The following is a 24,017-nucleotide window of genomic DNA, read 5'->3' on the forward strand; positions in this document are numbered from 1 at the left end:
ACCCATGGTCAATCTGACGCGTATCTACACCCGTACCGGCGACAAGGGCACCACGGCGCTCGGCGACATGAGCCGGACCGCCAAGACGGATCTGCGGATCTCGGCCTACGCCGACGCCAACGAGGCCAACGCCGCCATCGGGACGGCCATCGCCCTCGGGCAGCTGGACGAGGAGCTCGTGAAGGTCCTCGTCCGGATCCAGAACGACCTCTTCGACGTGGGCGCCGACCTGTGCACGCCGGTGGTGGAGAACCCCGAGTACCCGCCGCTGCGCGTCGAGCAGGGCTACGTCGACAAGCTGGAGGCCGACTGCGACCGCTTCCTGGAGCGGCTCGACAAGCTGCGCTCCTTCATCCTGCCGGGCGGCACGCCCGGTGCGGCCCTGCTGCACCAGGCGTGCACGGTGGTCCGGCGGGCGGAACGCTCCACCTGGGCGGCCCTCGAGGTGCACGGCGAGACGATGAACGCCCTGACCGCCACGTACCTCAACCGGCTGTCAGACCTTCTGTTCATCCTGGCCAGGACGGCCAACAAGGAGGTCGGGGACGTGCTCTGGGTCCCGGGCGGGGACCGCTGAGCCGGAACCCGGGTCCTTCTTCTGCCAGATCAGGTAGCTGAGCGCGATCAGACCGTGGATGCCGACGGCCCGCCACGCGGCGAACATCCAGCTCCGCAGGCCGTCGGTGTTCCCGTCGTCGCCGACGTACCAGACGGCCAGGAGCAGCAGGGCCGTGGCGACGGCGGCGCCGACCAGTGTGCCGAGCCAGATCCTGCCCTCGTGCCGGGCGCGCGCCATGCCGTACTTCGGCGGCTTCGGGGGCGGCGGGCCGCCGCCCAGGCGATGGGCGGCGTGCCCGTCGAGCCACTTCACCGTGCGGTGGCCGTGGCCGACGGTGTAGCCGATGTAGAGCGCGGCCACGCCGTGCTCCCAGCTGGGCTCTGCACCGTTCTTGAGGTCGATCGCGGTGGCGACGAGGAGCACGACCTCCAGGACCGGCTCGCACAGCAGCAGCGCCATGCCCGCGCGGGGCATCTTCAGGAGGTAGCGGGTGGCGAGGCCGGCGGCCAGCAGGACCCAGAAGCCGACCTCGCAGAGCACGATCAGCGTGACGATCACGACGGTTCCCCTTTCGGTACCCCTTCAGCGTCCCGTGGCACCGGGCCCGGTTCGTCGTCGCCGGTGAGGAACCGCGTCTACATCCTTCGACGGAGGGGGAGGGACGCGCGGATCGGCCGCCACGAGGAGGTCCACGCGCACGCGTGCGTGTTGGATGAGGACGTGACACTCCCCCGCCCGCATCGCATGGACCTGTTCATCGCCGCCACCGGTCTCGTCGGCGGCCTGATCCTGTGGTGGTTCGGGCTGTACGTGACGGGCGACCACATCTTCGGGCAGCGCTGGGCGACACTGATCCCGCTGACCGTGATGGCCGGGGCGGAGGCCGTGCGCCGCGCCGCCCCCCGGACCGCTCTGATCGTCGGCACCCTCGCGATCGTCGCCGACCAGTTCACCAACGGGAGCCTGGCGACGGTCCTGATGTTCACGGACGTGGTCTACGCGGCCGTCGTCTACGGCCCGCCCGCGTCCGCGCGCCGCATCCCGTACACGACCGGCCTGATCACGGTCGCGTTGACGGCGGTCTTCCTGATCTGGTGGCAGAACGCGTTCGCGCTCCTCGTCGGCGTGCTCACCGGAATGATCTCCTTCCTCCCGGCCATCACCGGCGCCGTCGTCCGCAACCACCGCGAGGCGGCGGACGCGGCCCGGCTGCGGGCCGAACAGACCGCGCTGCTCGCCGAGATGGACCGGGCGCAGGCGGTGGTGGCCGAGCGGGCGCGGATGGCGCGGGAGCTGCACGACATGGTGGCGAACCACCTCTCGGCGATCGCGATCCACTCCACGGCCGCGCTCTCCCTCGACGAACCGGCCACCACCCGGCAGGCGCTGACGGTGATCCGGGAGAACAGCGTGGCGGGCCTCACCGAGATGCGGCGGCTCATCGGGCTCCTGAGGGACAGCAGCGGGGACGCCGAGCCGGGGGCGGTGCCGAGTCTCGACGCGCTGGACGGTCTGCTCGCCCGGGCCCGTACGAACGGTTCGTCCGGCGGCCTGGAGTTCGTCCTGGAGGACACCCGGCCCGCGGACGGCGCCGCCCTGCCGGCGCCGGTGGAGCTGGCCGCGTACAGGATCGTGCAGGAGTCGCTGACCAACGCGGTGAAGCACGCCTCCCCCGGTACGGTCACCGTGCGGGTCGGCCGCGACGACGGGGTCCTGACCGTGGCCGTCGACTCGCCCTACGGGAAGCGGCCGGGCCCGTCGGCGCCAGGGACGGGTTCGGGTCTGGTGGGGATGCGGGAGCGCGCGGAGCTGCTCGGCGGGGAGTTCCGGGCGGCGGCCGCGGGCACGGTCTGGCAGGTGCGGGCCGTGCTGCCCGCGGACGAGAAGGCGGGGAACGCATGACGATCCGGGTGGTCGTGGCCGAGGACCAGTCGGCGGTACGGGCGGGGCTCGTGCTGATCCTGGGCAGCGCGCCGGACATCGAGGTGGTCGGCGAGGCGGCGGACGGCGAGCGGGCGGTGGAGCTGGCGCGCGAACTGCGCCCGGACCTGGTCCTGATGGATGTGCAGATGCCCCGGATGGACGGGGTGACGGCGACCCGCCAGGTGGTGTCGGAGGGGCTCGCCGACGTGCTCGTCCTGACGACCTTCGACCTGGACGAGTACGTCTTCGGGGCACTGCGGGCCGGGGCCGCCGGCTTCCTGCTGAAGGACACGGACGCGAAGGACCTGATCACGGCGGTGCGGACGGTGGGGCGCGGCGAGGGGCTGATCGCCCCGGCGGTGACGCGGCGGCTGATCGCGGAGTTCGCGGCCCCGAGCCGACCGGTGGCGGACACCGCCGTACTGGACGTGCTGACGCCCCGTGAGCGGGAGGTGCTGTCGGCGCTCGGCCTGGGTCTGTCGAACGCGGAGATCGCGGTCCGTCTGGACATGGCGGAGGCGACGGTCAAGACGCACGTCAGCAAGGTGCTGGGCAAGCTGGAACTGCGGAGCCGGGTCCAAGCGGCCGTCCTGGCACAGGAGTTGGGGGTTTAGAGGAACTTTGCCGACGCTGGTCTGGACCTCTTGACGATTGGTCCAGACCTTCCTACGCTCGCGGGGCGCGCGCATCTTCACGGACCACCCCCACCTTGTCCGTCCGCAACTTGAGGAGCACCGTTGAGCACTCAAGCACCGACGCGCAGAACAGGGTTCAGACACCGGGCCGCCGCCGGACTGACCGCCCTGATCCTGCCGCTGGCCGCCATGGTCGGCCTCGCCTCCCCCGCCGAAGCCGCCGCCTCGGCCACCGCGACCTACACCAAGACCCAGGACTGGGGCACCGGCTTCGAGGGCAAGTGGACGGTGAAGAACACCGGCACCACGACCCTCTCCTCCTGGACCGTCGAGTGGGACTACCCCTCCGGCACCTCCGTCACCTCCGCCTGGGACGCCACCGTCACCAGCTCCGGCACCCACTGGACCGCCAAGAACGTCGGCTGGAACGGCACCCTCGCCCCCGGCGCCTCCGTCTCCTTCGGCTACAACGGCGCCGGCCCCGGCGCGCCCAGCGGCTGTAAGATCAACGGCGCTCCCTGCGACGGCACCACCCAGCCGGGCGACAACCCGCCCTCGGCCCCCGGCACCCCGGTCGCCTCCAACATCACCGACACCTCGGCGAAGCTCACCTGGACCGCGGCCACCGACGACAAGGGCATCAAGAACTACGACGTGCTGCGCGACGGCACCAAGGTGACCACCACCACCGGCCTCACCTTCACGGACAACGGCCTCACCGCCGGCACCGACTACGCGTACACCGTCGTCGCCCGCGACACCATCGACCAGACCGGCCCCGCCGCCGGCCCGGTCGCCGTCCGCACCACCGGCGGAGGCGGGGGCAACCCGCAGCCCGGCAACACGGTGAAGATGGGCTACTTCACCAACTGGGGCGTCTACGGCCGCAACTACCACGTGAAGAACATCGTGACCTCGGGCTCCGCGTCCAAGATCACCCACATCAACTACGCCTTCGGCAACGTCACCGGCGGCAAGTGCACCATCGGCGACTCCTACGCCGACTACGACAAGGCCTACACCGCCGACCAGTCCGTCGACGGCGTCGCCGACACCTGGGACCAGCCGCTGCGCGGCAACTTCAACCAGCTCCGCAAGCTGAAGAAGGCCTACCCGAACATCAAGGTCCTCTGGTCCTTCGGCGGCTGGACCTGGTCCGGCGGCTTCGGCCAGGCCGTGCAGAACCCGGCCGCCTTCGCCCAGTCCTGCTACGACCTGGTCGAGGACCCGCGCTGGGCCGACGTCTTCGACGGCATCGACCTGGACTGGGAGTACCCCAACGCCTGCGGTCTGTCCTGCGACACCAGCGGAGCGGCCTCCTTCAAGAACATGATGCAGGCCATGCGCGCCAAGTTCGGCGCCAACGCCCTGGTCACCGCGGCCGTCACGGCCGACGCCTCCGCCGGCGGCAAGATCGACGCCGCCGACTACGCGGGCGCCGCGCCGTACATGAACTGGTTCAACGTCATGACGTACGACTTCTTCGGCGCCTGGGCCGCGCAGGGCCCGACGGCCCCGCACTCCCCGCTCACCTCGTACGCCGGCATCCCGCAGGCGGGCTTCAACTCCGCCGAGGCGATCGCCAAGTTCAAGGCGAAGGGCGTCCCCGCCAACAAGCTGCTGCTCGGCATCGGCTTCTACGGCCGCGGCTGGACCGGCGTCACCCAGTCGGCCCCCGGCGGCACCGCGACCGGCCCGGCGCAGGGCACGTACGAGCAGGGCATCGAGGACTACAAGGTCCTCAGGAACTCCTGCCCGGCCAACGGCACCGTCGCCGGCACCGCGTACGCCCACTGCGGCAGCAACTGGTGGAGCTACGACACCCCCGCCACCGTCAACTCCAAGATGAGCTGGGCCAAGAACCAGGGCCTCGGCGGAGCGTTCTTCTGGGAGTTCAGCGGTGACACCAGCAACGGCGAACTGGTCGGCGCGATCAACACCGGCCTGAACTAGGCATCGAGCAAAGAAGCGGGGACGGCGCAGCACGCCGTCCCCGCTTCCTCATGCCTCGAGCGACATTCACCCTCCCCCAGACTTCGTCCGGGGGGGGGACCCCCATTCAACGGGCAAGGAATCTAAGCGACATTTACCCGTTGCCCAGGAGGCGCCGCCTCCAGCCAGGCCATGAAACCCGTCCGGGCGTCCTCGCTCATCGCGAGCTCCAGGCGGACGCCCTCGTACATACAGGGCTGGATCACGGCGTCGGAGAGCAGCGCGAGCTCCTCCTCGCCCTCCGGCATCCGGCGCTCCAGAGCCACGATGGACGAGCGCTCCAGGACCCGGCGCGGGCGGGGCGCGTACGAGAAGACACGGAACCAGGCGATCTCGTCACCGCTGTAGCGGGCGACGCCGTACACCCAGCCCTTGCCGGTCGGATCCGGCTCGTCCGGGATGTCCCAGCGCAGCGAACAGTCGAAGGTGCCGCCGGCGCGCTGGATCAGTCTCCGGCGCAAGCCGAAGACGAAGAGCCCGATCACCACCAGTGCGACGACCAGGCCGCACACGAGCAGAGCGAGGAACATCTTCACCGACCTCCTCGCTGCGTCCCGTAGCCGGCACCGCCGGCAGAACCGAATACAACCTGCATCTGCATCGCCTCAGCCGCGACACGCTCCGGAGTATTCCGGACCGTGCCGCGGCTGAGGGCACTACTACTCGGCGCGGACCGTCAGCGGACGGACACCGCGCGCAGCCGGACCTCGGCGCGCCGCTCGGCGGCGGCGTCGGAGTCCGTCTTCGCACGCTCCAGCGCGCGCTCGGCGCGCTGGGCGTCGATCTCGTCGGCCAGCTCGCAGATCTCCGCGAGCAGAGACAGCTTGTCGTCGGCGAACGAGATGAATCCGCCGTGGACGGCGGCGACGACGGTCGCGCCCTCGCTCGTACGGATGGTCACCGGGCCCGACTCCAGCACACCGAGCAGCGGCTGGTGGCCGGGCATGACGCCGATGTCGCCGGAGGTGGTACGCGCGATGACCAGGGTGGCCTCGCCGGACCAGACACTCCGGTCCGCGGCGACCAGCTCGACGTGCAGCTCAGCAGCCAAGGGTGGCTCCTCGGGTCACCACCCGGCGGTCGTGCCGGGTGTTGGGGTCAATTCTAGGGGGCGTGGAGAGGGGGACGGGACGGATCCCGTCCCCCTCGGTGAGCACGGGGCTCAGGAGACGCCGAGCTCCTTGGCGTTGTTCTTGAGGTCCTCAAGGCCACCGCACATGAAGAACGCCTGCTCCGGGAAGTGGTCGAACTCACCATCGCAGATCGCGTTGAACGCGGCGATCGACTCGTCGAGCGGAACGTCCGAACCGTCCACACCGGTGAACTGCTTCGCCGCGTGGGTGTTCTGGGACAGGAAGCGCTCGACACGGCGGGCGCGGTGGACAACGAGCTTGTCCTCCTCGCTCAGCTCGTCGATACCGAGGATCGCGATGATGTCCTGGAGGTCCTTGTACTTCTGCAGGATTCCCTTGACGCGCGTGGCGGCGTCGTAGTGGTCCTGCGCGATGTAGCGCGGGTCCAGGATCCGGGACGTGGAGTCCAGCGGGTCCACGGCCGGGTAGATGCCCTTCTCGGAGATCGGACGGGAGAGAACCGTCGTCGCGTCGAGGTGGGCGAAGGTGGTCGCCGGCGCCGGGTCCGTGAGGTCGTCGGCGGGGACGTAGATCGCCTGCATCGAGGTGATCGAGTGACCACGGGTCGAGGTGATGCGCTCCTGGAGGAGACCCATCTCGTCGGCCAGGTTCGGCTGGTAACCCACCGCGGAGGGCATACGGCCGAGCAGGGTCGAGACCTCGGAACCGGCCTGCGTGAAGCGGAAGATGTTGTCGATGAAGAACAGCACGTCCTGCTTCTGCACATCGCGGAAGTACTCCGCCATGGTCAGACCGGCGAGGGCCACACGGAGACGGGTGCCCGGGGGCTCGTCCATCTGGCCGAAGACAAGGGCGGTCTTGTCGAGGACGCCCGAGTCCTCCATCTCCGCGATGAGGTCGTTGCCCTCACGCGTACGCTCACCGACACCGGCGAACACGGAAACACCCTCGTGCAGCTTCGCCACACGCATGATCATTTCCTGGATCAGAACGGTCTTGCCGACACCGGCACCACCGAACAGACCGATCTTTCCACCCTTGACGTACGGGGTGAGAAGGTCGACGACCTTGAGGCCGGTCTCGAACATCTCGGTCTTCGACTCGAGGTCCGCGAACGCCGGGGCCTTGCGGTGGATGGACCAGCGCTCGCCGACCTCGGACTCGGCCTCGGGCTCGTTCAGGATCTGGCCCAGCGTGTTGAACACGCGGCCCTTGGTGACGTCGCCGACGGGCACCGTGATGCCGTCGCCGGTGTCGACCACGGGGGCCTGGCGGACCAGACCGTCGGTGGGCTGCATCGAGATCGTACGGACGATGCCGTCACCGAGGTGCTGCGCGACCTCGAGGGTCAGCGTCTTGAGCGCGCCGTCCTCGGCCGGGTCGGCGACCTGGACGTGCAGGGCGTTGTAGATCTCCGGCATCGCGTCGACGGGGAACTCCACGTCGACGACCGGGCCGATGACCCGGGCGACGCGGCCCGTGGCGGCGGCCGTCTCAACAGTGGTCGTCATTACTTGTCACTCCCCGCGGTCGCGTCGGCCAGGGCTGCGGTGCCACCGACGATCTCGCTGATTTCCTGGGTGATTTCGGCCTGGCGGGCCGCGTTGGCAAGTCGGGAGAGGTTGTTGATCAAGTCTCCCGCGTTGTCGGTCGCCGACTTCATCGCGCGACGCGTGGCGGCGTGCTTGGAAGCAGCCGACTGCAGCAGCGCGTTGTAGATCCGGCTCTCGACGTAGCGCGGCAGAAGGGCGTCGAGGACGTCCTCCGCCGAGGGCTCGAAGTCGTACAGCGGACGGAGGGTGTCCGGCTCGCCGGCCTCCTTCGCCACCTCGTCGAGGCTGAGGGGCAGCAGCCGGGCCTCGACCGCCGTCTGGGTCATCATCGAGACGAACTCGGTGTAGACGATGTGGAGCTCGTCCACACCACCCTCGGCCGTGTCCTTCTCGATCGCCTCGATCAGCGGTGCCGCGATCTTCTTGGCGTCCGCGTACGTGGGCTCGTCCGTGAAGCCGGTCCACGTGTCGCTCAGCTTCCGCTCACGGAAGTTGAAGTGCGCGACACCGCGGCGACCGACGACGTAGACGTCGACCGCGCGGCCCTCACCCTCCAGCTTCCTGATGAGCTGCTCCGCCGCCTTGATGGCGTTGGAGTTGAAGGCGCCGGCCAGACCGCGGTCGCTCGAGAGGAGCAGGACCGCGGCACGGCTCGGGTTCTCCGCCTCGGTGGTCAGCGGGTGCTTGTCGTTCGCACCCGTGGCCACCGCCGTGACCGCGCGCGTGAGCTCGGTCGCGTACGGAGTCGACGCCTGCACCTTGCGCTGCGCCTTGACGACACGCGAGGCGGCGATCATCTCCATCGCCTTGGTGATCTTCTTCGTCGCGGTGACGGATTTGATGCGACGCTTGTAGACCCGGAGCTGCGCTCCCATGAGTCAGGTCCCTTCCGTCGTCACTTCGAGACGTTGACGGCGGCAGGGGCGTCCGCGCCGAGCAGCTTGCCGTCAGACGTCTCGAACTGCTGCTTGAACTCCGCGATGGCGTCGGCGACGGCCGTGAGGGTGTCGTCCGACATCTTCTTGCCCTCGCGGATGGAGGTCATCAGGCCCGAGTGGTTCTGGCGGAGGTACGCCAGGAGCTCGGCCTCGAAGCGACGGATGTCGGCGACCGGGACGTCGTCCATCTTGCCCGTGGTGCCGGCCCAGACCGAGACGACCTGGTTCTCCGTGGGCATCGGCTGGTACTGAGCCTGCTTGAGCAGCTCGACCATGCGCTGACCACGCTCCAGCTGCGCCTTCGAGGCAGAGTCCAGGTCGGAACCGAAGGCCGCGAAGGCCTCCAGCTCACGGAACTGGGCCAGGTCGACACGGAGGCGACCGGCGATCTGCTTCATGGCCGGGTGCTGGGCGGAGCCACCGACACGGGAGACCGAGATACCGACGTTCAGGGCCGGACGCTGGCCGGCGTTGAACAGGTCGGACTCCAGGAAGCACTGGCCGTCGGTGATGGAGATGACGTTGGTCGGGATGAACGCGGAGACGTCGTTGGCCTTCGTCTCGACGATCGGCAGACCGGTCATCGAACCCGCACCGAGCTCGTCCGAGAGCTTCGCGCAGCGCTCGAGGAGGCGGGAGTGCAGGTAGAAGACGTCACCCGGGTAGGCCTCACGGCCCGGCGGGCGGCGCAGCAGCAGGGACACGGCGCGGTAGGCGTCGGCCTGCTTCGACAGGTCGTCGAAGACGATCAGGACGTGCTTGCCCTGGTACATCCAGTGCTGACCGATGGCGGAACCGGTGTACGGCGCCAGGTACTTGAAGCCGGCCGGGTCGGACGCCGGGGCGGCGACGATCGTCGTGTACTCGAGCGCGCCGGCCTCTTCCAGGGCGCCGCGAACGGACGCGATGGTCGAGCCCTTCTGGCCGATGGCGACGTAGATGCAGCGGACCTGCTTGTTCACGTCGCCCGAGCGCCAGTTGTCGCGCTGGTTGATGATGGTGTCGACACAGAGCGCGGTCTTGCCGGTCTGACGGTCACCGATGATCAGCTGACGCTGACCACGGCCGACCGGCGTCATGGCGTCGACGGCCTTGTAGCCGGTCTCCATCGGCTCGTGCACCGACTTACGGGCCATAACGCCCGGGGCCTGCAGCTCGAGGGCGCGGCGGCCCTCGGTCGCGATCTCGCCGAGACCGTCGATCGGGTTACCGAGCGGGTCGACGACGCGACCCAGGTAGCCCTCACCGACACCGACGGAGAGGACCTCGCCGGTGCGCTGCACCGACTGACCCTCCTCGATGCCGCTGAACTCGCCGAGGACGATCGCACCGATCTCGCGCTCTTCGAGGTTCAGCGCGAGACCGAGGGTCCCGTCCTCGAACTTCAGCAGCTCGTTCGCCATGGCCGAGGGAAGACCCTCGACCTTCGCGATGCCGTCACCGGCCAGGCTGACCGTGCCGACCTCCTCGCGCGAGGCCGCGTCCGGCTGGTACGACTGGACGAAGTTCTCCAGTGCGTCCCGGATCTCCTCCGGCCGGATCGTGAGCTCCGCCATCTGGGTTCCCTGCTCTCCTTGTTGGGCCCGAAGTTTCTTAAGGGGTCTGGGGGCCGACCCCCAGGAATCTTCTGCAATCTCTGCACGGCCCAACCGGGCCGCTGGTGATGCTGTGTTGCTGTGCTGCTGGTGCTGCTGTGGTCGCTGCCGTCAGCCGGCCAGTCGACGGGTCGCCTCGCCGAGGCGCTCCGCGATGGAACCGTCGATGACCTCGTCGCCGACCCGCACCGTGATCCCGCCGAGGACCGCGGGGTCCACGTCCAGGTTCAGGTGCATCTCGCGGCCGTACAGCTTCGCCAGTACGGCACCGAGGCGCTGCTTCTGCCGGTCCGACAGCGGCACCGCCGAGGTGACGACGGCGACCATCCGGTCCCGGCGCGCCGCGGCGAGCTTGGACAGGGACTCGAGTCCCGCTTCCAGGCTACGTCCCCGGGGCTGGGTCACCAGACGGACGACCAGACGCTCGGTGGTCGCGTGGGCCTTGCCGCCGAGCAGGCTGCGGAGCAGCGTGCCCTTCGCGGTGGCCGTGGCGGCCTTGTCCGTCAGCGCCGAGCGCAGCTCGTTGCTGGAGGACACGATCCGGCCGAACCGGAACAGCTCGTCCTCGACGTCGTCCAGAGCGCCCGCCTTCTGCGCCGCGGTGAGGTCGGCGGTGTTCGCCAGCTCCTCCGTCGCGTCGACCAGGTCACGCGAACGCGACCAGCGGGAGCGGACCATGCCCGAGACCAGGTCGACGGTCTCGCCGCCCACCTGTCCGCGCAGGAGTCGCTGCGCGAGCTCGGCCTTGGCCTCACCCGCCTGCGCGGGGTCGGTCAGGACCCGGCGCAGCGACACCTCGCGGTCGAGCAGCACGGTGACGGCGGCCAGCTCGTCCGCGAGCTTCGTCGCGTCGACCGGCGTGTTGTCGGTCAGCGCGTCGAGGGACTCACGGGCGGCGGACAGTGCCTCGCGGCTCGCTCCGTTCATCGGACAGCCTCGGCCTTCTCCTCGAGCTCGTCGAGGAAGCGGTCGATGGTGCGGCTCTGGCGGGCGGCGTCCTCGAGGGACTCGCCGACCAGCTTGCCGGCCAGGTCGGTGGCGAGCTTGCCCACGTCCTGACGCAGCGACGCGGACGCGGCCTTGCGGTCGGCCTCGATCTGCGTGTGGCCGGCCGCGATGATCTCCTCGCGCTGGCGCTGGCCTTCCGCCTTCATCTCCTGGATGATCGCGGTGCCCTGCTCCGTCGCCTCCTGGCGAAGACGCGCGGCCTCGTGGCGGGCCTCGGCGAGCTGGGCCTTGTACTGCTCCAGCACACTCTGAGCCTCGATCTGGGCCGACTCGGCCTTCTCGATGCCACCCTCGATGGCCTCGCGGCGCTCTTCCAGAACCTTGTTGATGTTCGGGAGGAGCTTCTTGGCGAGGAAGCCGAAGACGATGACGAAGGCGATCAGGCCGATGACGAGCTCGTCGAGATGCGGGATCAGAGGAGGCTGAGGCTCCTCCGCTGCCGCAAGAAGCAGAGCGTTCACATCAGTGCCTTCCGTAAAAAGAATCTGGCAGTCGGTCCGGCTTACTGGTAGACGAAGCCCATGACGATGCCGATGAGGGCGAGCGCCTCACAGAAGGCGAAGCCCATGATCTGGTTGGTACGGATGAGACCGGCGGCCTCGGGCTGGCGGGCGAGCGCCTGCGTACCGTTACCGAAGATGATGCCGACGCCGACGCCGGGGCCGATCGCGGCGAGGCCGTAACCGATCGAGGCGACGTTGCCGACGACGTTGGTCTTGGCGCTGCCACCTTCGGCGGCAAGGTTGATCATGTCGAGAGCAGCGGACATGCCGTTACTTCCTTCTCTGTTCAATGACCCGATGGGGGTTGGCCACCGGACGACTGATGGTTTCGGGGGTGGAGCTACGGGGCCTTGACGGCTCAGTGGTGCTCGGAGAGCGCGCCCTGGACGTAGCTGCAGGCCAGGAGGACGAAGACGTACGCCTGGACGGCCTGGATGAAGAGCTCGAAGGCGGTCATCACGAGGACCATCACGAACGAGGCGCCGGCGTAGACGAAGCCCAGGCCGTTCATGAGGTACCAGGTGGCCAGCGAGAACATCACGATCAGCAGGTGACCGGCGAACATGTTCGCGAACAGTCGCACCGCGTGCGTGAAGGGCCGGATCAGGAGGTTCGAGAAGAACTCGAGGACGACGACCATCGGGAGGATGGCACCGAGGGACTTGTCGTAGCCGACGATGTTCTTCCAGCCGCCCACGAAGCCGTGCTTCTTGAAGGTGAGCGAGATCCACATGACGTACACGATCAGCGCGAGACCCGCCGGGAAGGCGATCAGCGAGGTGACCGGGAACTGGGCGAGCGGAATGATCGACCAGAGGTTCATGATCCAGACGAAGAAGAACAGCGACACCATGAAGGGGACGTACTTCTCGCCGTCCTTCTTGCCGATGATCTCGTAGACGATGCCGCGGCGCACGAAGTCGTAACCGGCCTCGCCGACCATCTGCATCTTGCCGGGGATCAGCTTGGGCTTGTTGAAGGCGGCCCAGAAGAACCCGACGACCACGATGGAGCCCAGCAGAGCAAGCAGCATCGGCTTGGTGATCTCGATGCCGGCCACCGTGGCGATGGGCTCGTACATGAACGTGTGCAGGCCCGGCGCCGGGAAGCCACATCCAGAGAAGATGTGGCAATCCGGGTCGAAGGCAAGCGTCTGGTCAGCACTCACCGCGGGCTCCTTCAGCGTGGCGCATAGGTACGGCAACCTCGTTGTGTCGGCGCGGCGCGCAGCCGCGGGTCGGCACTGGACTGGTCTTACGGATAAGGGGGCGGCGGTTCGGCATCGAGCCTCTCGCTGGGACAGGCGCCGTTTCGGATGCCCGCGTCCGCAGTGCCGCAGTTGGCACCGGACGATAGCAGGAAGCCGAACGCGGCTTTATCCCGGCCCTACCCTTCACGACTTGGACCCCGTGTTTCCGGGGTCGATGTACGTGATCTTGGCCTTCATGTAGGCCCGGGCCTGTGCGGCGACCCACACCACGGTCGTCGCGAGCAGCGTGAAGGCGAAGGCCTTGAAGTCGAACAGCGTCGTGTTCTTCAGCAAGGCCAGGAAGATGAAGAGCACCAGCAGCTGGGCCGTGTAGAGCATCAGCCCCATGGCCTGGAAGAGGTGCGGAAGCGACTTCGCCGTCCGCTGGAGAACCAGCTGCCCGATTCCCATGAAGAGGATGACCACCAGGGTGCCGACGACGGCACCGAGCGCACCCTTGCCACCGGCGACCACCCCGCTGATGACCGTGGCGAGGGCGCCGACGGCTGCGGTGGGTACGGCGGTGTGCAGAAGGATGCGTGCGTCGTTCGACGGCATGGCGGTGTCTCCGCTTGCTCTGGAGGGGGCGATGGTGTCGTCAGGGACGAGCGTAAGCCCGGTCCGAGGTGGGTCTCGGGGCCAACAGACCGTCGCACTACGGTCTTTCGGCACTGTCGCCGGGTCTCGTGAACCGTATCACAAACTATTTGAATAGGTCTTTACCCAGAAGGTGTGCCAACAGTCACACATGAGAGTGACCCTGCGCGTGTGTGCGCGACAGCGGGGCACCTTGTCTGCTATTGACCCTGGATGGGGCTTTCGTCAACCGCGCGCCCCGGCCTTACTCCGGTCGGTGAAGCGCGAACGGTGACCGATGGCGGTCGCCCCGTTGACCCCGGCGGGCACGGGCTCCCGCACCTCCTCGGCCTCTTCCGCCTCTCCCGCCACAGCGGCCCCGGCGGCCTCCGCCGGCACGACGGCCGGCTTGCGGCGGCGGTAGCGCGGCGGCACGACCGACTGGGCCCAGCGGGGAGCACGCGGCGTGAACCGCGGCAGCAGGAGCAGCACCAGGCCGATCGCGCTCAGCGCGACGACCCCGAGGACGATCCACATCGACGTCGAGTGGACCGAGTAGGCCAGCGTGCCGAAGGCGATGAGCGCCGACCAGAAGTACATGATCAGCACGGCGCGGCTGTGCGAGTGCCCGATCTCCAGGAGCCGGTGGTGGAGGTGACCGCGGTCGGCCGCGAAGGGCGACTGACCCTTCCAGGTGCGGCGCACGATCGCGAGGATCAGGTCGGCCATCGGGATGGCGATGATCGTCAGCGGCAGCACGAGCGGGATGAAGACGGGCAGGGCGGCGTGCGTGGCCTGCCGGGTCGAGCCCTCGAAGATCTTCAGCGCGTCGGGGTCGACCTGGCCGGTGATCGAGATGGCGGAGGCCGCGAGGATCAGGCCGATCAGCATCGAGCCGGAGTCGCCCATGAAGATCCGCGCCGGGTGCATGTTGTGCGGCAGGAAGCCCAGGCACATGCCCATGAGGATGGCGGCGAAGAGGGTCGCGGGGGCGGCCGCCTCGATCGTGTAGCCGTACCAGAGGCGGTACGCGTACAGGAAGAAGGCCGCGGCGGCGATGCAGACCATGCCGGCGGCGAGACCGTCGAGGCCGTCGACGAAGTTCACGGCGTTGATGGTGAGGACCACCAGGGCGACCGTCAGGAGCGTGCCCTGCCAGGGGGTCAGGGCGACCGTGCCGACACCGGGGATCGGCAGCCACAGGATCGTCAGACCCTGCGCGACCATCACGCCGGCCGAGATCATCTGGGCGCCCAGCTTGATGAGCGCGTCCAGCTCGAACTTGTCGTCGAGGACACCGATCAGCCAGATCAGGGCGGCGCCGGAGAGCAGCGCGCGGGGCTCGTTGGACTGCTCGAAGACGCTGTTCAGGTTCTGCAGGTGGTCGGCGACGAGGAGCCCCGCGCACAGCCCGAAGAACATGGCGATGCCACCGAGCCGCGGAGTCGGTTCTCGGTGCACGTCGCGGGCACGGATCTCCGGCATCGCGCCGGTCGCGATGGCGAACTTCCGCACCGGACCGGTGAGCAGATAGGTCACCGCGGCCGTGACACAGAGCGTCAGCAGGTAATCACGCACGGGCTGCCCCACAGGAATCGCTGGCCATCTCAGCCCCACACCCTAGCCGTGCCGTCCATGTGCTTGGAGACACCCGTGCCTCCCGAACGGTTGCGCTCGGCCTGCCGTCAGGGCCCATACGGGGGAAATCGGGAGGTCAGCTCCCGTACTTCCGCCCGTACCCGGGCCGTCTCCCCGGGGTCATCGCGCAACGCGACGGTGAACAGTGCGGCAATTCTCGCCATCTCCGGTGCGCCCATGCCCTGGGTGGTGACGGCGGCGGTGCCGAGCCGGATCCCGCGCACCTCCCCGTACGGAAGGGCACAGGTGTCGAGCACCATGCCCGCGGCGGCCAGCCGGGCGCGGGCGGTGCGTCCGTCGACGCCGAGCGGCGCGGGATCGGCGGTGATGAGGTGCGTGTCCGTGCCGCCGGTGGTCAGCGCGAAGCCCTCGGCGGCGAGCGCGGCGGCGAGGACCCTGGCGTGTTCGACCACCTGATGGGCGTACGCGGTGAACGCCGGAGTGGACGCCTCGCCGAAGGCCACCGCCTTCGCCGCGATCGTGTGCATCTGGGCGCCGCCCTGGGTGAACGGGAACACCGCACGGTCGATCCGCCCCGCGAGCTCCTCGCCGCACAGGATCATTCCGCCGCGCGGTCCGCGCAGCACCTTGTGCGTCGTCGCGCAGACGACGTCGGCGTACGGGACGGGGCTGGGGGCCGCTCCCCCGGCGACGAGGCCGATGGGATGGGCGGCGTCGGCGATCAGATAGGCCCCGACCTCATCGGCGATCTCCCGGAAGATCGCGTAGTCGAGGTGGCGGGGATACGAGATCGAGCCGCAGACGATCGCCTTGGGACGGTGGTGCCGGGCGAGGGCGGCGACCTGCTCGTAGTCGACGAGCCCGGTCTCGGCGTCGACGCCGTAGGGCACGAAGTCGAACCAGCGGCCGGAGAAGTTGGCGGGCGACCCGTGCGTGAGGTGCCCTCCGTGGCCGAGCCCCATGGCCAGAACCGTGTCACCGGGCCTGAGAAGGGCCGCGTACGCCGCCAGGACGGCCGAGGAGCCGGAGTGCGCCTGTACGTTCGCGTGGTCGGCTCCGAAGAGCGCGGTGGCCCGCTCGACGGCGATCCGCTCGACGGCGTCGGCGAACTCGCAGCCGCCGTGGTGCCGGGCACCCGGATACCCCTCGGCGTACTTGTTGGCGAGCGGCGAGCCGAGCGCGGCGAGCACCGCGGGCGAGGTGAAGTTCTCGGCCGCGATCAGCTGCAGACTGTCGGCCTGCCGCCGCACCTCACCGAGCAGCACATCGGCGACCTCGGGGTCCTGCCGGCGCAGGACGTCGAGTTCCTCATCGGGGGGCGCGGTGACCGGCATGCCACCAATGTAGGCGCGCCCCCGCACACCCGCCCGCTGACAGAACCCGGGCGGAGGCCCGGGCCGTTCAGCGGCGCGCCGAGACCCCGGTCAAGGCCGTGACCACCGGGTCAAGCGCCTCGTTGATCTCGTCGCCGATCGAGCGGAAGAAGGTGATCGGCGCGCCGTACGGGTCGTTGACCTCGTCGGCGTCCACCGAGGGGGCCAGGAGCCACCCGCGTAGAGCCGCTGCCGCGCGGACCAGGGCGCGGGCGCGTTCCACCATGCCCTCGGCGCGCGGGTCCGGCAGGGTCGCCGGGTCGATCGCGCGGACCAGGCGGGTGAACTCCTTCAGGGTGAAGGTGCGCAGACCGGCCGAGTGGCCCATCGAGATGACCTGCGCCCGGTGGTCGCGGGTCGCCGTCAGGACGAGGTCGGCGCGGATGACGTGCTCGTCGAGGAGCTCGCGGCCCACGAAGCCGCTGTAGTCCGCGCCGAAGTCGGCGAGGACCAGTTCGGCGTTGGCCTCCATGGGGGCGCCCTCGTGGCCCCAGGTGCCCGCGCTCTCCACGATCAGGCCGCCGCCGAGGGGGTCGCCGAGGCGGTCGCTCAGGGCATGGCGGGTCAGCCGCTCGGTGATCGGCGAGCGGCAGACGTTGCCGGTGCTGACGTGGAGGATGCGGAAGGTGTCGCTGTCTTCGTGCCCCGCTATGCCACGCCCCTCAGGGGCGGTCAACTGGCCACCTCGAGGTCGGGTACGACCTTCCGGAGCTCCTCCGGGGAGAGCGAGCCCTCGCGGAGCAGCACCGGCACCTTGCCCGTGACGTCGACGATGGACGAGGGGACGATGCCGGGCGTCGGGCCGCCGTCGAGGTAGACGGAGACGGAGTCGCCGAGCATGCCCTGCGCCGCGTCGCAGTCCTCCGGCGCCGGGTGGCCGGTGAGGTTGGCCGAGGTGACGGCCATCGGCCCGACCTCGGTGAGCAGTTCGATCGCGACCGGGTGCAGCGGCATCCGGATGGCGACGGTCCCCCGGCTGTCGCCGAGGTCCCACTGCAGGGACGGCTGGTGCTTGGCGAGTAGGGTGAGCGCGCCGGGCCAGAAGGCGTCGACGAGCTCCCAGGCCTGCTCGGAGAAGTCGGTGACCAGGCCGTGGAGGGTGTTCGGGGAGCCGATGAGCACGGGCGTGGGCGTGTTGCGGCCGCGGCCCTTGGCGGCGAGCAGGTCGCCGACGGCCTCGCTGCTGAAGGCGTCCGCCCCGATCCCGTACACGGTGTCGGTGGGCAGCACGACCAGCTCGCCCCGGCGGACGGCGGACGCGGCCTCGCGCAGACCGGTCACGCGGTCGGTCGCCTCGTTGCAGTCGTATCGCCGTGCCATCAGTTCCCGTCCTCCTCGTTCACGTCGTGCTTGCTCATGGCATCGCCTTGCGGGCGGTCGCGAACCGCGGCCGGTTGTTCAGGTCGGGGTGGTCGGCGGCGTCGACCCAGCCGGCTTCCTCGTTGAAGATCCACGGCACCTGGCCGCCCTGGGTGTCGGCGTGCTCGACGACGACGAGGCCGCCGGGGCGGAGGAGGCGGTGCGCCGTGCGCTCCAGACCGCGGATGAAGTCGAGGCCGTCCTCGCCGGAGAAGAGCGCCATCTCCGGGTCGTGGTCGCGGGCCTCGGGTGCCACGTACTCCCACTCGGTGAGCGGGATGTACGGCGGGTTGGAGACGACCAGGTCGACCTGGCCGTCGAGCTCCGGCAGGGAGGTGAGCGCGTCGCCCTCGTGCAGCGTGACCCGGGAGCCCTCGACGTTCTTGCGGGTCCAGGCCAGCGCGTCCTCGGACAGCTCGACGGCGTGCACGCGGGAGCGCGGCACCTCCTGGGCGAGCGCGAGGGCGATCGCCCCGGAGCCGGTGCACAGGTCGACGACGAGCGGTTCGACGACGTCCATGGCGCGTACGGCGTCTATGGCCCAGCCGACGACCGACTCGGTCTCCGGGCGGGGCACGAAGACGCCGGGCCCCACCTGGAGCTCCAGGTAGCGGAAGAACGCCCGGCCGGTGATGTGCTGGAGCGGCTCGCGGGCCTCTCGGCGGGCGACGGCCTCCCAGTAGCGGGCGTCGAAGTCCGCGTCCTTGACGTTGTGCAGCTCCCCCCGCTTGACGCCGTGCACGAACGCGGCGAGCTCCTCGGCGTCGAAACGCGGTGAGGGAACGCCGGCGTCGGCCAGCCGCTGGGTGGCCTGGGCCACCTCGGCAAGCAGCAGGTTCACGCTGGTCCTCCGTGGTGCGGGGTGGGGCTTGGGGGGTCCTTACGCTGCGGCGAGCTTCGCCGCCGAGTCGGCGTCGACGCAGGCCTGGATCATGGGGTCCAGATCGCCGTCGAGCACCTGGTCCAGGTTGTACGCCTTGAAGCCGACGCGGTGGTCGGAGATCCGGTTCTCCGGGAAGTTGTACGTACGGATCTTCTCGGACCGGTCGACGGTGCGGACCTGGCTGCGGCGGGCGTCGGCGGCCTCGGCCTCGGCCTTCTCCTGGGCGGCGGCGAGGAGCCGGGAGCGCAGGATGCGCATGGCCTGCTCCTTGTTCTGGAGCTGGCTCTTCTCGTTCTGGCAGGAGGCGACGATGCCGGTCGGCAGGTGCGTGATGCGGACGGCGGAGTCGGTGGTGTTGACCGACTGGCCGCCGGGGCCGGACGAGCGGTAGACGTCGATGCGCAGGTCGTTGGCGTGGATCTCGACGTCGACCTCCTCGGCCTCGGGCGTGACGAGCACGCCGGCGGCGGAGGTGTGGATGCGGCCGGCGGACTCGGTGGCGGGCACGCGCTGGACGCGGTGCACCCCGCCCTCGTACTTGAGCCGGGCCCAGACGCCCTGGCCGGGCTCGGTGGCGCCGTTGCCGCCCTTGGTCTTCACGGCGACCTGGACGTCCTTGTAGCCGCCGAGCTCGGACTCGGTGGCGTCGATGATCTCGGTCTTCCAGCCGACGCGCTCGGCGTACCGCAGGTACATCCGGAGGAGGTCGCCTGCGAAGAGGGCGGACTCGTCGCCGCCGGCGCCCGCCTTGATCTCCAGGATGACGTCCTTGTCGTCGCTCGGGTCGCGCGGGACGAGGAGCAGGCGGAGCTTGTCGGTGAGCTCCTCGCGCTGCTTCTCGAGCTCCTTGACCTCGGCGGCGAAGTCGGGGTCGTCGTGCATCAGCTCGCGGGCCGTCTCGATGTCGTCACCGGTCTGCTTCCAGGAGCGGTAGGTGGCGACGATCGGGGTCAGCTCGGCGTAGCGCTTGTTGAGCTTGCGCGCGTTCGCCTGATCGGCGTGGACCGAAGGGTCCGCGAGCTTCGTCTCGAGGTCGGCGTGCTCGCCGACCAGTTCCTCGACCGCCTCGAACATCGGGGGCTCCTGGGGTTTTCGTCAGTTGCTACGGGACGGCAAAGCGCCGGTCCCGGCCACCCGCGCGGGGCGACCGTGGACCGGCGCAGGGGCTCGCTACTTGGCGGAGCCGGCCTTGCCGAAGCGGGCCTCGAAGCGGGCCACGCGGCCACCGGTGTCGAGGATCTTCTGCTTGCCCGTGTAGAACGGGTGGCACTCGGAGCAGACCTCGGCACGGATGGTGCCCTCGGTCAGGGTGCTACGAGTGGTGAACGACGCGCCACAGGTGCAGCTGACCTGCGTCTCGACGTACTCGGGGTGGATTTCGCGCTTCAAGGTGTCTCCTAGTTTCGGGAGGGCGCCGGGTCGCCGCCGCGGGTTGCGGACAGCGTGAACCGGGGCCGACGTACCAGTCTGCCAGGACCGGCCGCATCTCCCAAAACGGGGGTCGGTCCGGAGGTATTCCCGGGTCACCTGACGAGGCCGTCGGCCTCGCCGGTGGCGGTGTCCTTCGTGGCCGACGCGGGGATCGGCAGGTCGCTCTTGAGGGCCTTCCAGACCTGTGCGGACTGGGCCTTGAGGGGGACGACGCGGTTGGGGTCCCGGGGGTCGTACTCGACGGGCAGGGTGACCATGTGGACGTTCTGGGCGCCGATGCCGGAGAGTCCCTTGGCGAAGCCCATCAGTTCCTGGACCGAGTCGAGCTCGGAGTCGGGCGTGATGGCCTTGGTGGCGGCGTCGGCGAGCCCGTACAGCTTCGTCGGGTCGGTGAACACGCCCACGGACTTGACCTGGTTCACGAAGGCCTTCATGAAGGCCTGCTGGAGCTGGATGCGGCCGAGGTCGCTGCCGTCGCCGACGCTCTTGCGGGTGCGGACGAGGCCGAGGGACTGCTCGCCGTTCAGGGTGTGCGTGCCCGGGGCGAGGTCGAGGTGGCTCTTGGAGTCCCTGATGGCCTGCGTGGTGGTGATCTCGACGCCGCCGAGCTCGTCGATGAGCTTCTTGAAGCCGGTGAAGTCGACCTCGATGTAGTGGTCCATGCGGATGCCGGACATCGACTCGACGGTCTTGACGGCGCAGGCGGGGCCGCCGACCTCGTACGCCGTGTTGAACATGGCCCGCCGCTCGCCGGCGACGGCCGTGCCCTTCGGGTCGGTGCAGGAGGGCCGGTCTATGAGGGTGTCGCGGGGTATGGAGACCACGCTCGCCTTCTTGTGGCCCTCGTAGACGTGCACGACCATCGCGGTGTCGGAGCGGGCGCCGCCCTCGTCCTTGCCGTAGGCGCCGTTGTCGCCGGAGCGGGAGTCGGAGCCGAGGACGAGGATGTCGAGGGAGCCGTTGTCGACGTTCTCGGGGCGCTCGGTGCCGAGCTGGGCGTTGATGTCGACGCTCTTGAGGTTGCCGTCGAGCTTGACGTACACGTAGCCGAGTCCGGCGCCGCCGAGGACGAGGACCGCGACGGCCCCCGATATGAGGATCGGCGCCTTGCGCCGCTTGGCGGGCTGCTTGCGGCGTCGGCCGCTGCCCGCGCCGCGTGCGCGGCCGGTCTTGCTCTGCTCGGTCATCGTCTTCCCTCGGCCCTCGAATGCACCCTCTGTGACGCCCTCGGATTCACCTTCTGTGACGGCGAAGCACCCGAAAGGGTTGCATACGGACCTATGAGGTTTGAGCGGAGACAGCACTGCGCCCACCGTGCGGGGCACGGTGGGCGCAGTGGTTCACGCAGGTCACGACGGGGTTGCGGGCCCGGGGCCCGGCTGTCGTCGTGTGACGCAGGTCTCGCGTCAGTCGTTGTTGCCGCCCGGCGTCGTCTTCTGGATCTGGAGCAGGAACTCGCCGTTCGACTTCGTCTGCTTGAGCTTGTCGAGCAGCAGCTCGATCGCCTGCTGCTGGTCGAGCGCGTGGAGCACGCGACGCAGCTTCCAGGTGATGGCGAGCTCGTCGCTGCCGAGGAGGATCTCCTCCTTGCGCGTGCCCGAGGCGTCGACGTCGACGGCCGGGAAGATGCGCTTGTCGGCGAGCTTCCGGTCGAGCTTGAGCTCCATGTTGCCGGTGCCCTTGAACTCCTCGAAGATCACCTCGTCCATCCGCGAGCCGGTGTCGACCAGCGCGGTGGCCAGGATGGTCAGCGAGCCGCCGTCCTCGATGTTGCGCGCGGCACCGAAGAAGCGCTTCGGCGGGTAGAGCGCGGTCGAGTCGACACCACCGGACAGGATGCGGCCGGAGGCGGGCGCCGCGAGGTTGTACGCGCGGCCCAGGCGGGTGATGGAGTCGAGCAGGACGACCACGTCGTGACCCAGCTCCACGAGGCGCTTGGCGCGCTCGATGGCCAGCTCGGCGACGGTGGTGTGGTCCTCGGCCGGACGGTCGAAGGTCGAGGAGATGACCTCGCCCTTGACCGACCGCTGCATGTCGGTGACCTCTTCCGGACGCTCGTCGACCAGGACGACCATCAGGTGGCACTCGGGGTTGTTGTGCGTGATCGCGTTGGCGATCGCCTGCATGATCATGGTCTTGCCGGTCTTCGGCGGGGCCACGATCAGACCGCGCTGACCCTTACCGATCGGCGACACGAGGTCGATGATGCGGGTGGTGAGCACGCCCGGGTCGGTCTCCAGACGGAGCCGGTCCTGCGGGTAGAGCGGGGTCAGCTTGTTGAACTCCGGGCGGCCGCGGCCGGAGTCGGCGGCCATGCCGTTCGCGGAGTCCAGGCGGACCAGCGCGTTGAACTTCTCGCGGCGCTCGCCCTCCTTCGGCTGACGCACGGCGCCGGTGACGTGGTCACCCTTGCGCAGGCCGTTCTTGCGGACCTGGGCGAGGGAGACGTACACGTCGTTCGGGCCGGGCAGGTAGCCGGAGGTCCGGATGAACGCGTAGTTGTCGAGGATGTCGAGGATGCCCGCGACGGGGATCAGGACGTCGTCGTCGGCGACCTGTGGCTCGCCGGCCTGGAAGTCGTCACGGCCACGACGGCCACGGCGGTCGCGGTAGCGCCCGCGACGGCCGCGACGGCCGCCCGCCTCGTCGTCGTAGTCGTCCTGCGGGCCGGCCTGCTGGCCACCCTGCTGACCCTGACCGCCCTGCTGGCCCTGGCCCTGGCCCTGGCCGCCCTGGCGCTGACGCTGGCCGCCCTGGCCACCGCCCTGCTGCTCGTCGCCCTTGCGGTCGCGCTGACGGTCACGGCGGTCACGGCGGTCGCCGCGCTCCCCGCGCTCGCCCCGCTCGCCGCGGTCGCGGCGGCCGCGGCCCTCGGCGGTGTCGACGGCGGTCTCGGCCTTGGCGTCGGCCTGCGGCTCGGCCTTGACCTCGCGGGTCTCGGTACGGGCCTCGGTCTTGACGACCTGGGTGGCCTCGGCCTTGGCCTCGCCCTCCGGGGATCCGGCGGGGGCGGTGGCACGACGGCGGCGGCGCTCACCGGCCGGGGCGTCGTCGGCGGCCGGCTGGCCCGGGATGTCGATCTGCTGCTGGGCGACGGCCTTCTCGGCCTTCTCCGCCTTGGGCGCGGCGGCCTCGGCGGTCTCGCCCGTGCGGGCCTTGGAGGTGGCGCGGCGCTTCGGCTTGGTCTCGGCGGCGTCGGCGGCCTTGGCGGGGGCGGCGGAGCCTCCGGCCTGCGCCTCCTTGATGACCTCGATCAGCTGGCTCTTGCGCATCCGCGCGGTGCCCCTGATGCCGAGGCCGGACGCGACCTGCTGCAGCTCGGCCAGGACCATGCCCTCGAGGCCGGTGCCGGAGCGGCGGCGCCGTGCGGTGCCGGTGGCACCTGCGGCGGGCGCGGCGGTGTCGACACTGTTGTCGGCAGTCACGCCCATCAGATCGGTGGTGTCGCTCACGAAGGGTCCTTCCCTGGAGCGGACGTCGGCCATCTGGCTCGGCGACCGGTTGTGCTGTCCGGCAGGGTCCTGGTTCGTGGACCGTGTCCGGGGCGGTGGTCCCGCCGGGTACGGCGGAGAGAGAACGTGCTGTGGTCCGGCCCGAGCGCCCCCTGCTCGGCCCTCGGCTCGAAAGAAGAGCGAGGGGTGTCGTGCCGGTTCCGGAGCGTGCTCGAAACTGCTCAGGCAGGCTGCTCAGGCAGTTGGGGAGGCTCCCGGAAGAATGGGTGGTCCCTGATGGGGACACTCCGCACCG

Annotated in this window: 24 protein-coding genes; 4 read left to right on the plus strand and 20 right to left on the minus strand. The window is 69.7% G+C overall.

Going from position 1 to position 24,017, the window contains the following annotated elements; translation table 11 throughout:
- Positions 1 to 4 precede the first annotated feature (4 nt).
- Entirely contained in the window at positions 5 to 577 is a 573-nt protein-coding gene (locus tag ACWGN5_RS11860; RefSeq protein ID WP_453513712.1) for a cob(I)yrinic acid a,c-diamide adenosyltransferase, read from the plus strand.
- Here ACWGN5_RS11860 and ACWGN5_RS11865 read toward each other — a convergent pair.
- The gene (locus tag ACWGN5_RS11865; RefSeq protein ID WP_453513714.1) at positions 497 to 1,117 is read right to left on the minus strand and encodes a hypothetical protein; all 621 of its coding nucleotides are present in this window, start codon (positions 1,115 to 1,117) and stop codon (positions 497 to 499) included. The two genes, ACWGN5_RS11860 and ACWGN5_RS11865, sit on opposite strands and share 81 nt — an antisense overlap.
- Positions 1,118 to 1,303: 186 nt before the next feature.
- Between ACWGN5_RS11865 and ACWGN5_RS11870 the strand changes: the two genes are divergently transcribed.
- From ACWGN5_RS11870 to ACWGN5_RS11880, 3 genes are all read left to right on the plus strand, one after another.
- Positions 1,304 to 2,461 carry a sensor histidine kinase gene (locus ACWGN5_RS11870; protein WP_453513750.1) on the plus strand — a complete coding sequence of 386 codons (1,158 nt, stop codon included), beginning with the start codon at positions 1,304 to 1,306 and terminating at the stop codon, positions 2,459 to 2,461.
- Complete coding sequence (locus ACWGN5_RS11875; protein WP_453513715.1) at positions 2,458 to 3,096, plus strand: response regulator; 639 nt, start codon at positions 2,458 to 2,460, stop codon at positions 3,094 to 3,096. Before ACWGN5_RS11870 ends, ACWGN5_RS11875 begins: the two co-directional genes overlap by 4 nt.
- A 123-nt stretch (positions 3,097 to 3,219) precedes the next feature.
- The gene (locus ACWGN5_RS11880) at positions 3,220 to 5,070 is read left to right on the plus strand and encodes a glycosyl hydrolase family 18 protein (protein WP_453513717.1); all 1,851 of its coding nucleotides are present in this window, start codon (positions 3,220 to 3,222) and stop codon (positions 5,068 to 5,070) included.
- A gap of 122 nt (positions 5,071 to 5,192) precedes the next feature.
- On the opposite strand, the gene ACWGN5_RS11885 is transcribed toward ACWGN5_RS11880, so the two are convergent.
- The 19 genes from ACWGN5_RS11885 to rho all read right to left on the minus strand — a co-directional run bounded on the left by ACWGN5_RS11885 (position 5,193) and on the right by rho (position 23,722).
- A complete protein-coding gene (locus ACWGN5_RS11885; RefSeq protein ID WP_453513719.1) occupies positions 5,193 to 5,639 on the minus strand; it encodes a DUF2550 domain-containing protein in 447 nt (148 codons plus the stop codon).
- Positions 5,640 to 5,785: 146 nt separating this feature from the next.
- Complete coding sequence (locus ACWGN5_RS11890) at positions 5,786 to 6,160, minus strand: F0F1 ATP synthase subunit epsilon (protein ID WP_189799849.1); 375 nt, start codon at positions 6,158 to 6,160, stop codon at positions 5,786 to 5,788.
- Positions 6,161 to 6,271: 111 nt separating this feature from the next.
- Positions 6,272 to 7,714 carry a F0F1 ATP synthase subunit beta gene (gene atpD, locus ACWGN5_RS11895; RefSeq protein WP_453513721.1) on the minus strand — a complete coding sequence of 481 codons (1,443 nt, stop codon included), beginning with the start codon at positions 7,712 to 7,714 and terminating at the stop codon, positions 6,272 to 6,274.
- Entirely contained in the window at positions 7,714 to 8,631 is a 918-nt protein-coding gene (locus ACWGN5_RS11900) for a F0F1 ATP synthase subunit gamma (RefSeq protein ID WP_453513722.1), read from the minus strand. Before ACWGN5_RS11900 ends, atpD begins: the two co-directional genes overlap by 1 nt.
- Before the next feature lie 20 nt (positions 8,632 to 8,651).
- A complete protein-coding gene (atpA, locus tag ACWGN5_RS11905; protein WP_453513723.1) occupies positions 8,652 to 10,250 on the minus strand; it encodes a F0F1 ATP synthase subunit alpha in 1,599 nt (532 codons plus the stop codon).
- Positions 10,251 to 10,400: 150 nt separating this feature from the next.
- Positions 10,401 to 11,216, minus strand: a complete 816-nt coding sequence (locus ACWGN5_RS11910; RefSeq protein WP_351183845.1) for a F0F1 ATP synthase subunit delta — start codon at positions 11,214 to 11,216, stop codon at positions 10,401 to 10,403.
- On the minus strand, positions 11,213 to 11,758 hold the full coding sequence (locus ACWGN5_RS11915) for a F0F1 ATP synthase subunit B (RefSeq protein ID WP_369146539.1): 546 nt from the start codon (positions 11,756 to 11,758) through the stop codon (positions 11,213 to 11,215). Before ACWGN5_RS11915 ends, ACWGN5_RS11910 begins: the two co-directional genes overlap by 4 nt.
- A 41-nt stretch (positions 11,759 to 11,799) precedes the next feature.
- Positions 11,800 to 12,066 (minus strand): ATP synthase F0 subunit C, encoded by a 267-nt coding sequence (gene atpE / locus ACWGN5_RS11920; RefSeq protein WP_024761915.1) that lies wholly within the window; start codon positions 12,064 to 12,066, stop codon positions 11,800 to 11,802.
- A gap of 92 nt (positions 12,067 to 12,158) precedes the next feature.
- Positions 12,159 to 12,968 carry a F0F1 ATP synthase subunit A gene (gene atpB, locus ACWGN5_RS11925; RefSeq protein WP_369146538.1) on the minus strand — a complete coding sequence of 270 codons (810 nt, stop codon included), beginning with the start codon at positions 12,966 to 12,968 and terminating at the stop codon, positions 12,159 to 12,161.
- 225 nt (positions 12,969 to 13,193) lie between these two features.
- A complete protein-coding gene (locus ACWGN5_RS11930; protein WP_453513724.1) occupies positions 13,194 to 13,607 on the minus strand; it encodes a hypothetical protein in 414 nt (137 codons plus the stop codon).
- 264 nt (positions 13,608 to 13,871) lie between these two features.
- Positions 13,872 to 15,203 carry an MraY family glycosyltransferase gene (locus ACWGN5_RS11935; RefSeq protein ID WP_453513726.1) on the minus strand — a complete coding sequence of 444 codons (1,332 nt, stop codon included), beginning with the start codon at positions 15,201 to 15,203 and terminating at the stop codon, positions 13,872 to 13,874.
- Between the two features lie 107 nt (positions 15,204 to 15,310).
- A complete protein-coding gene (locus ACWGN5_RS11940) occupies positions 15,311 to 16,558 on the minus strand; it encodes a serine hydroxymethyltransferase (protein WP_453513727.1) in 1,248 nt (415 codons plus the stop codon).
- Positions 16,559 to 16,625: 67 nt separating this feature from the next.
- Positions 16,626 to 17,273 (minus strand): arsenate reductase/protein-tyrosine-phosphatase family protein, encoded by a 648-nt coding sequence (locus ACWGN5_RS11945; RefSeq protein WP_453513729.1) that lies wholly within the window; start codon positions 17,271 to 17,273, stop codon positions 16,626 to 16,628.
- Entirely contained in the window at positions 17,270 to 17,917 is a 648-nt protein-coding gene (locus tag ACWGN5_RS11950; RefSeq protein ID WP_453513731.1) for an L-threonylcarbamoyladenylate synthase, read from the minus strand. Before ACWGN5_RS11950 ends, ACWGN5_RS11945 begins: the two co-directional genes overlap by 4 nt.
- Before the next feature lie 34 nt (positions 17,918 to 17,951).
- Positions 17,952 to 18,797 (minus strand): peptide chain release factor N(5)-glutamine methyltransferase, encoded by an 846-nt coding sequence (prmC, locus tag ACWGN5_RS11955; protein WP_453513732.1) that lies wholly within the window; start codon positions 18,795 to 18,797, stop codon positions 17,952 to 17,954.
- A gap of 39 nt (positions 18,798 to 18,836) precedes the next feature.
- Entirely contained in the window at positions 18,837 to 19,913 is a 1,077-nt protein-coding gene (gene prfA, locus ACWGN5_RS11960; RefSeq protein ID WP_453223824.1) for a peptide chain release factor 1, read from the minus strand.
- A 96-nt stretch (positions 19,914 to 20,009) separates the two neighbouring features.
- Positions 20,010 to 20,228: a 50S ribosomal protein L31 gene (rpmE, locus tag ACWGN5_RS11965; protein ID WP_030321069.1), complete on the minus strand. Its 219-nt coding sequence runs from the start codon at positions 20,226 to 20,228 to the stop codon at positions 20,010 to 20,012.
- A gap of 134 nt (positions 20,229 to 20,362) precedes the next feature.
- Complete coding sequence (locus ACWGN5_RS11970; protein WP_453513734.1) at positions 20,363 to 21,457, minus strand: LCP family glycopolymer transferase; 1,095 nt, start codon at positions 21,455 to 21,457, stop codon at positions 20,363 to 20,365.
- A gap of 219 nt (positions 21,458 to 21,676) precedes the next feature.
- Entirely contained in the window at positions 21,677 to 23,722 is a 2,046-nt protein-coding gene (gene rho, locus ACWGN5_RS11975; RefSeq protein WP_453513736.1) for a transcription termination factor Rho, read from the minus strand.
- Positions 23,723 to 24,017: the final 295 nt, after the last annotated feature.

The sequence above is a fragment of the Streptomyces sp. NPDC055815 genome, from assembly GCF_053616475.1.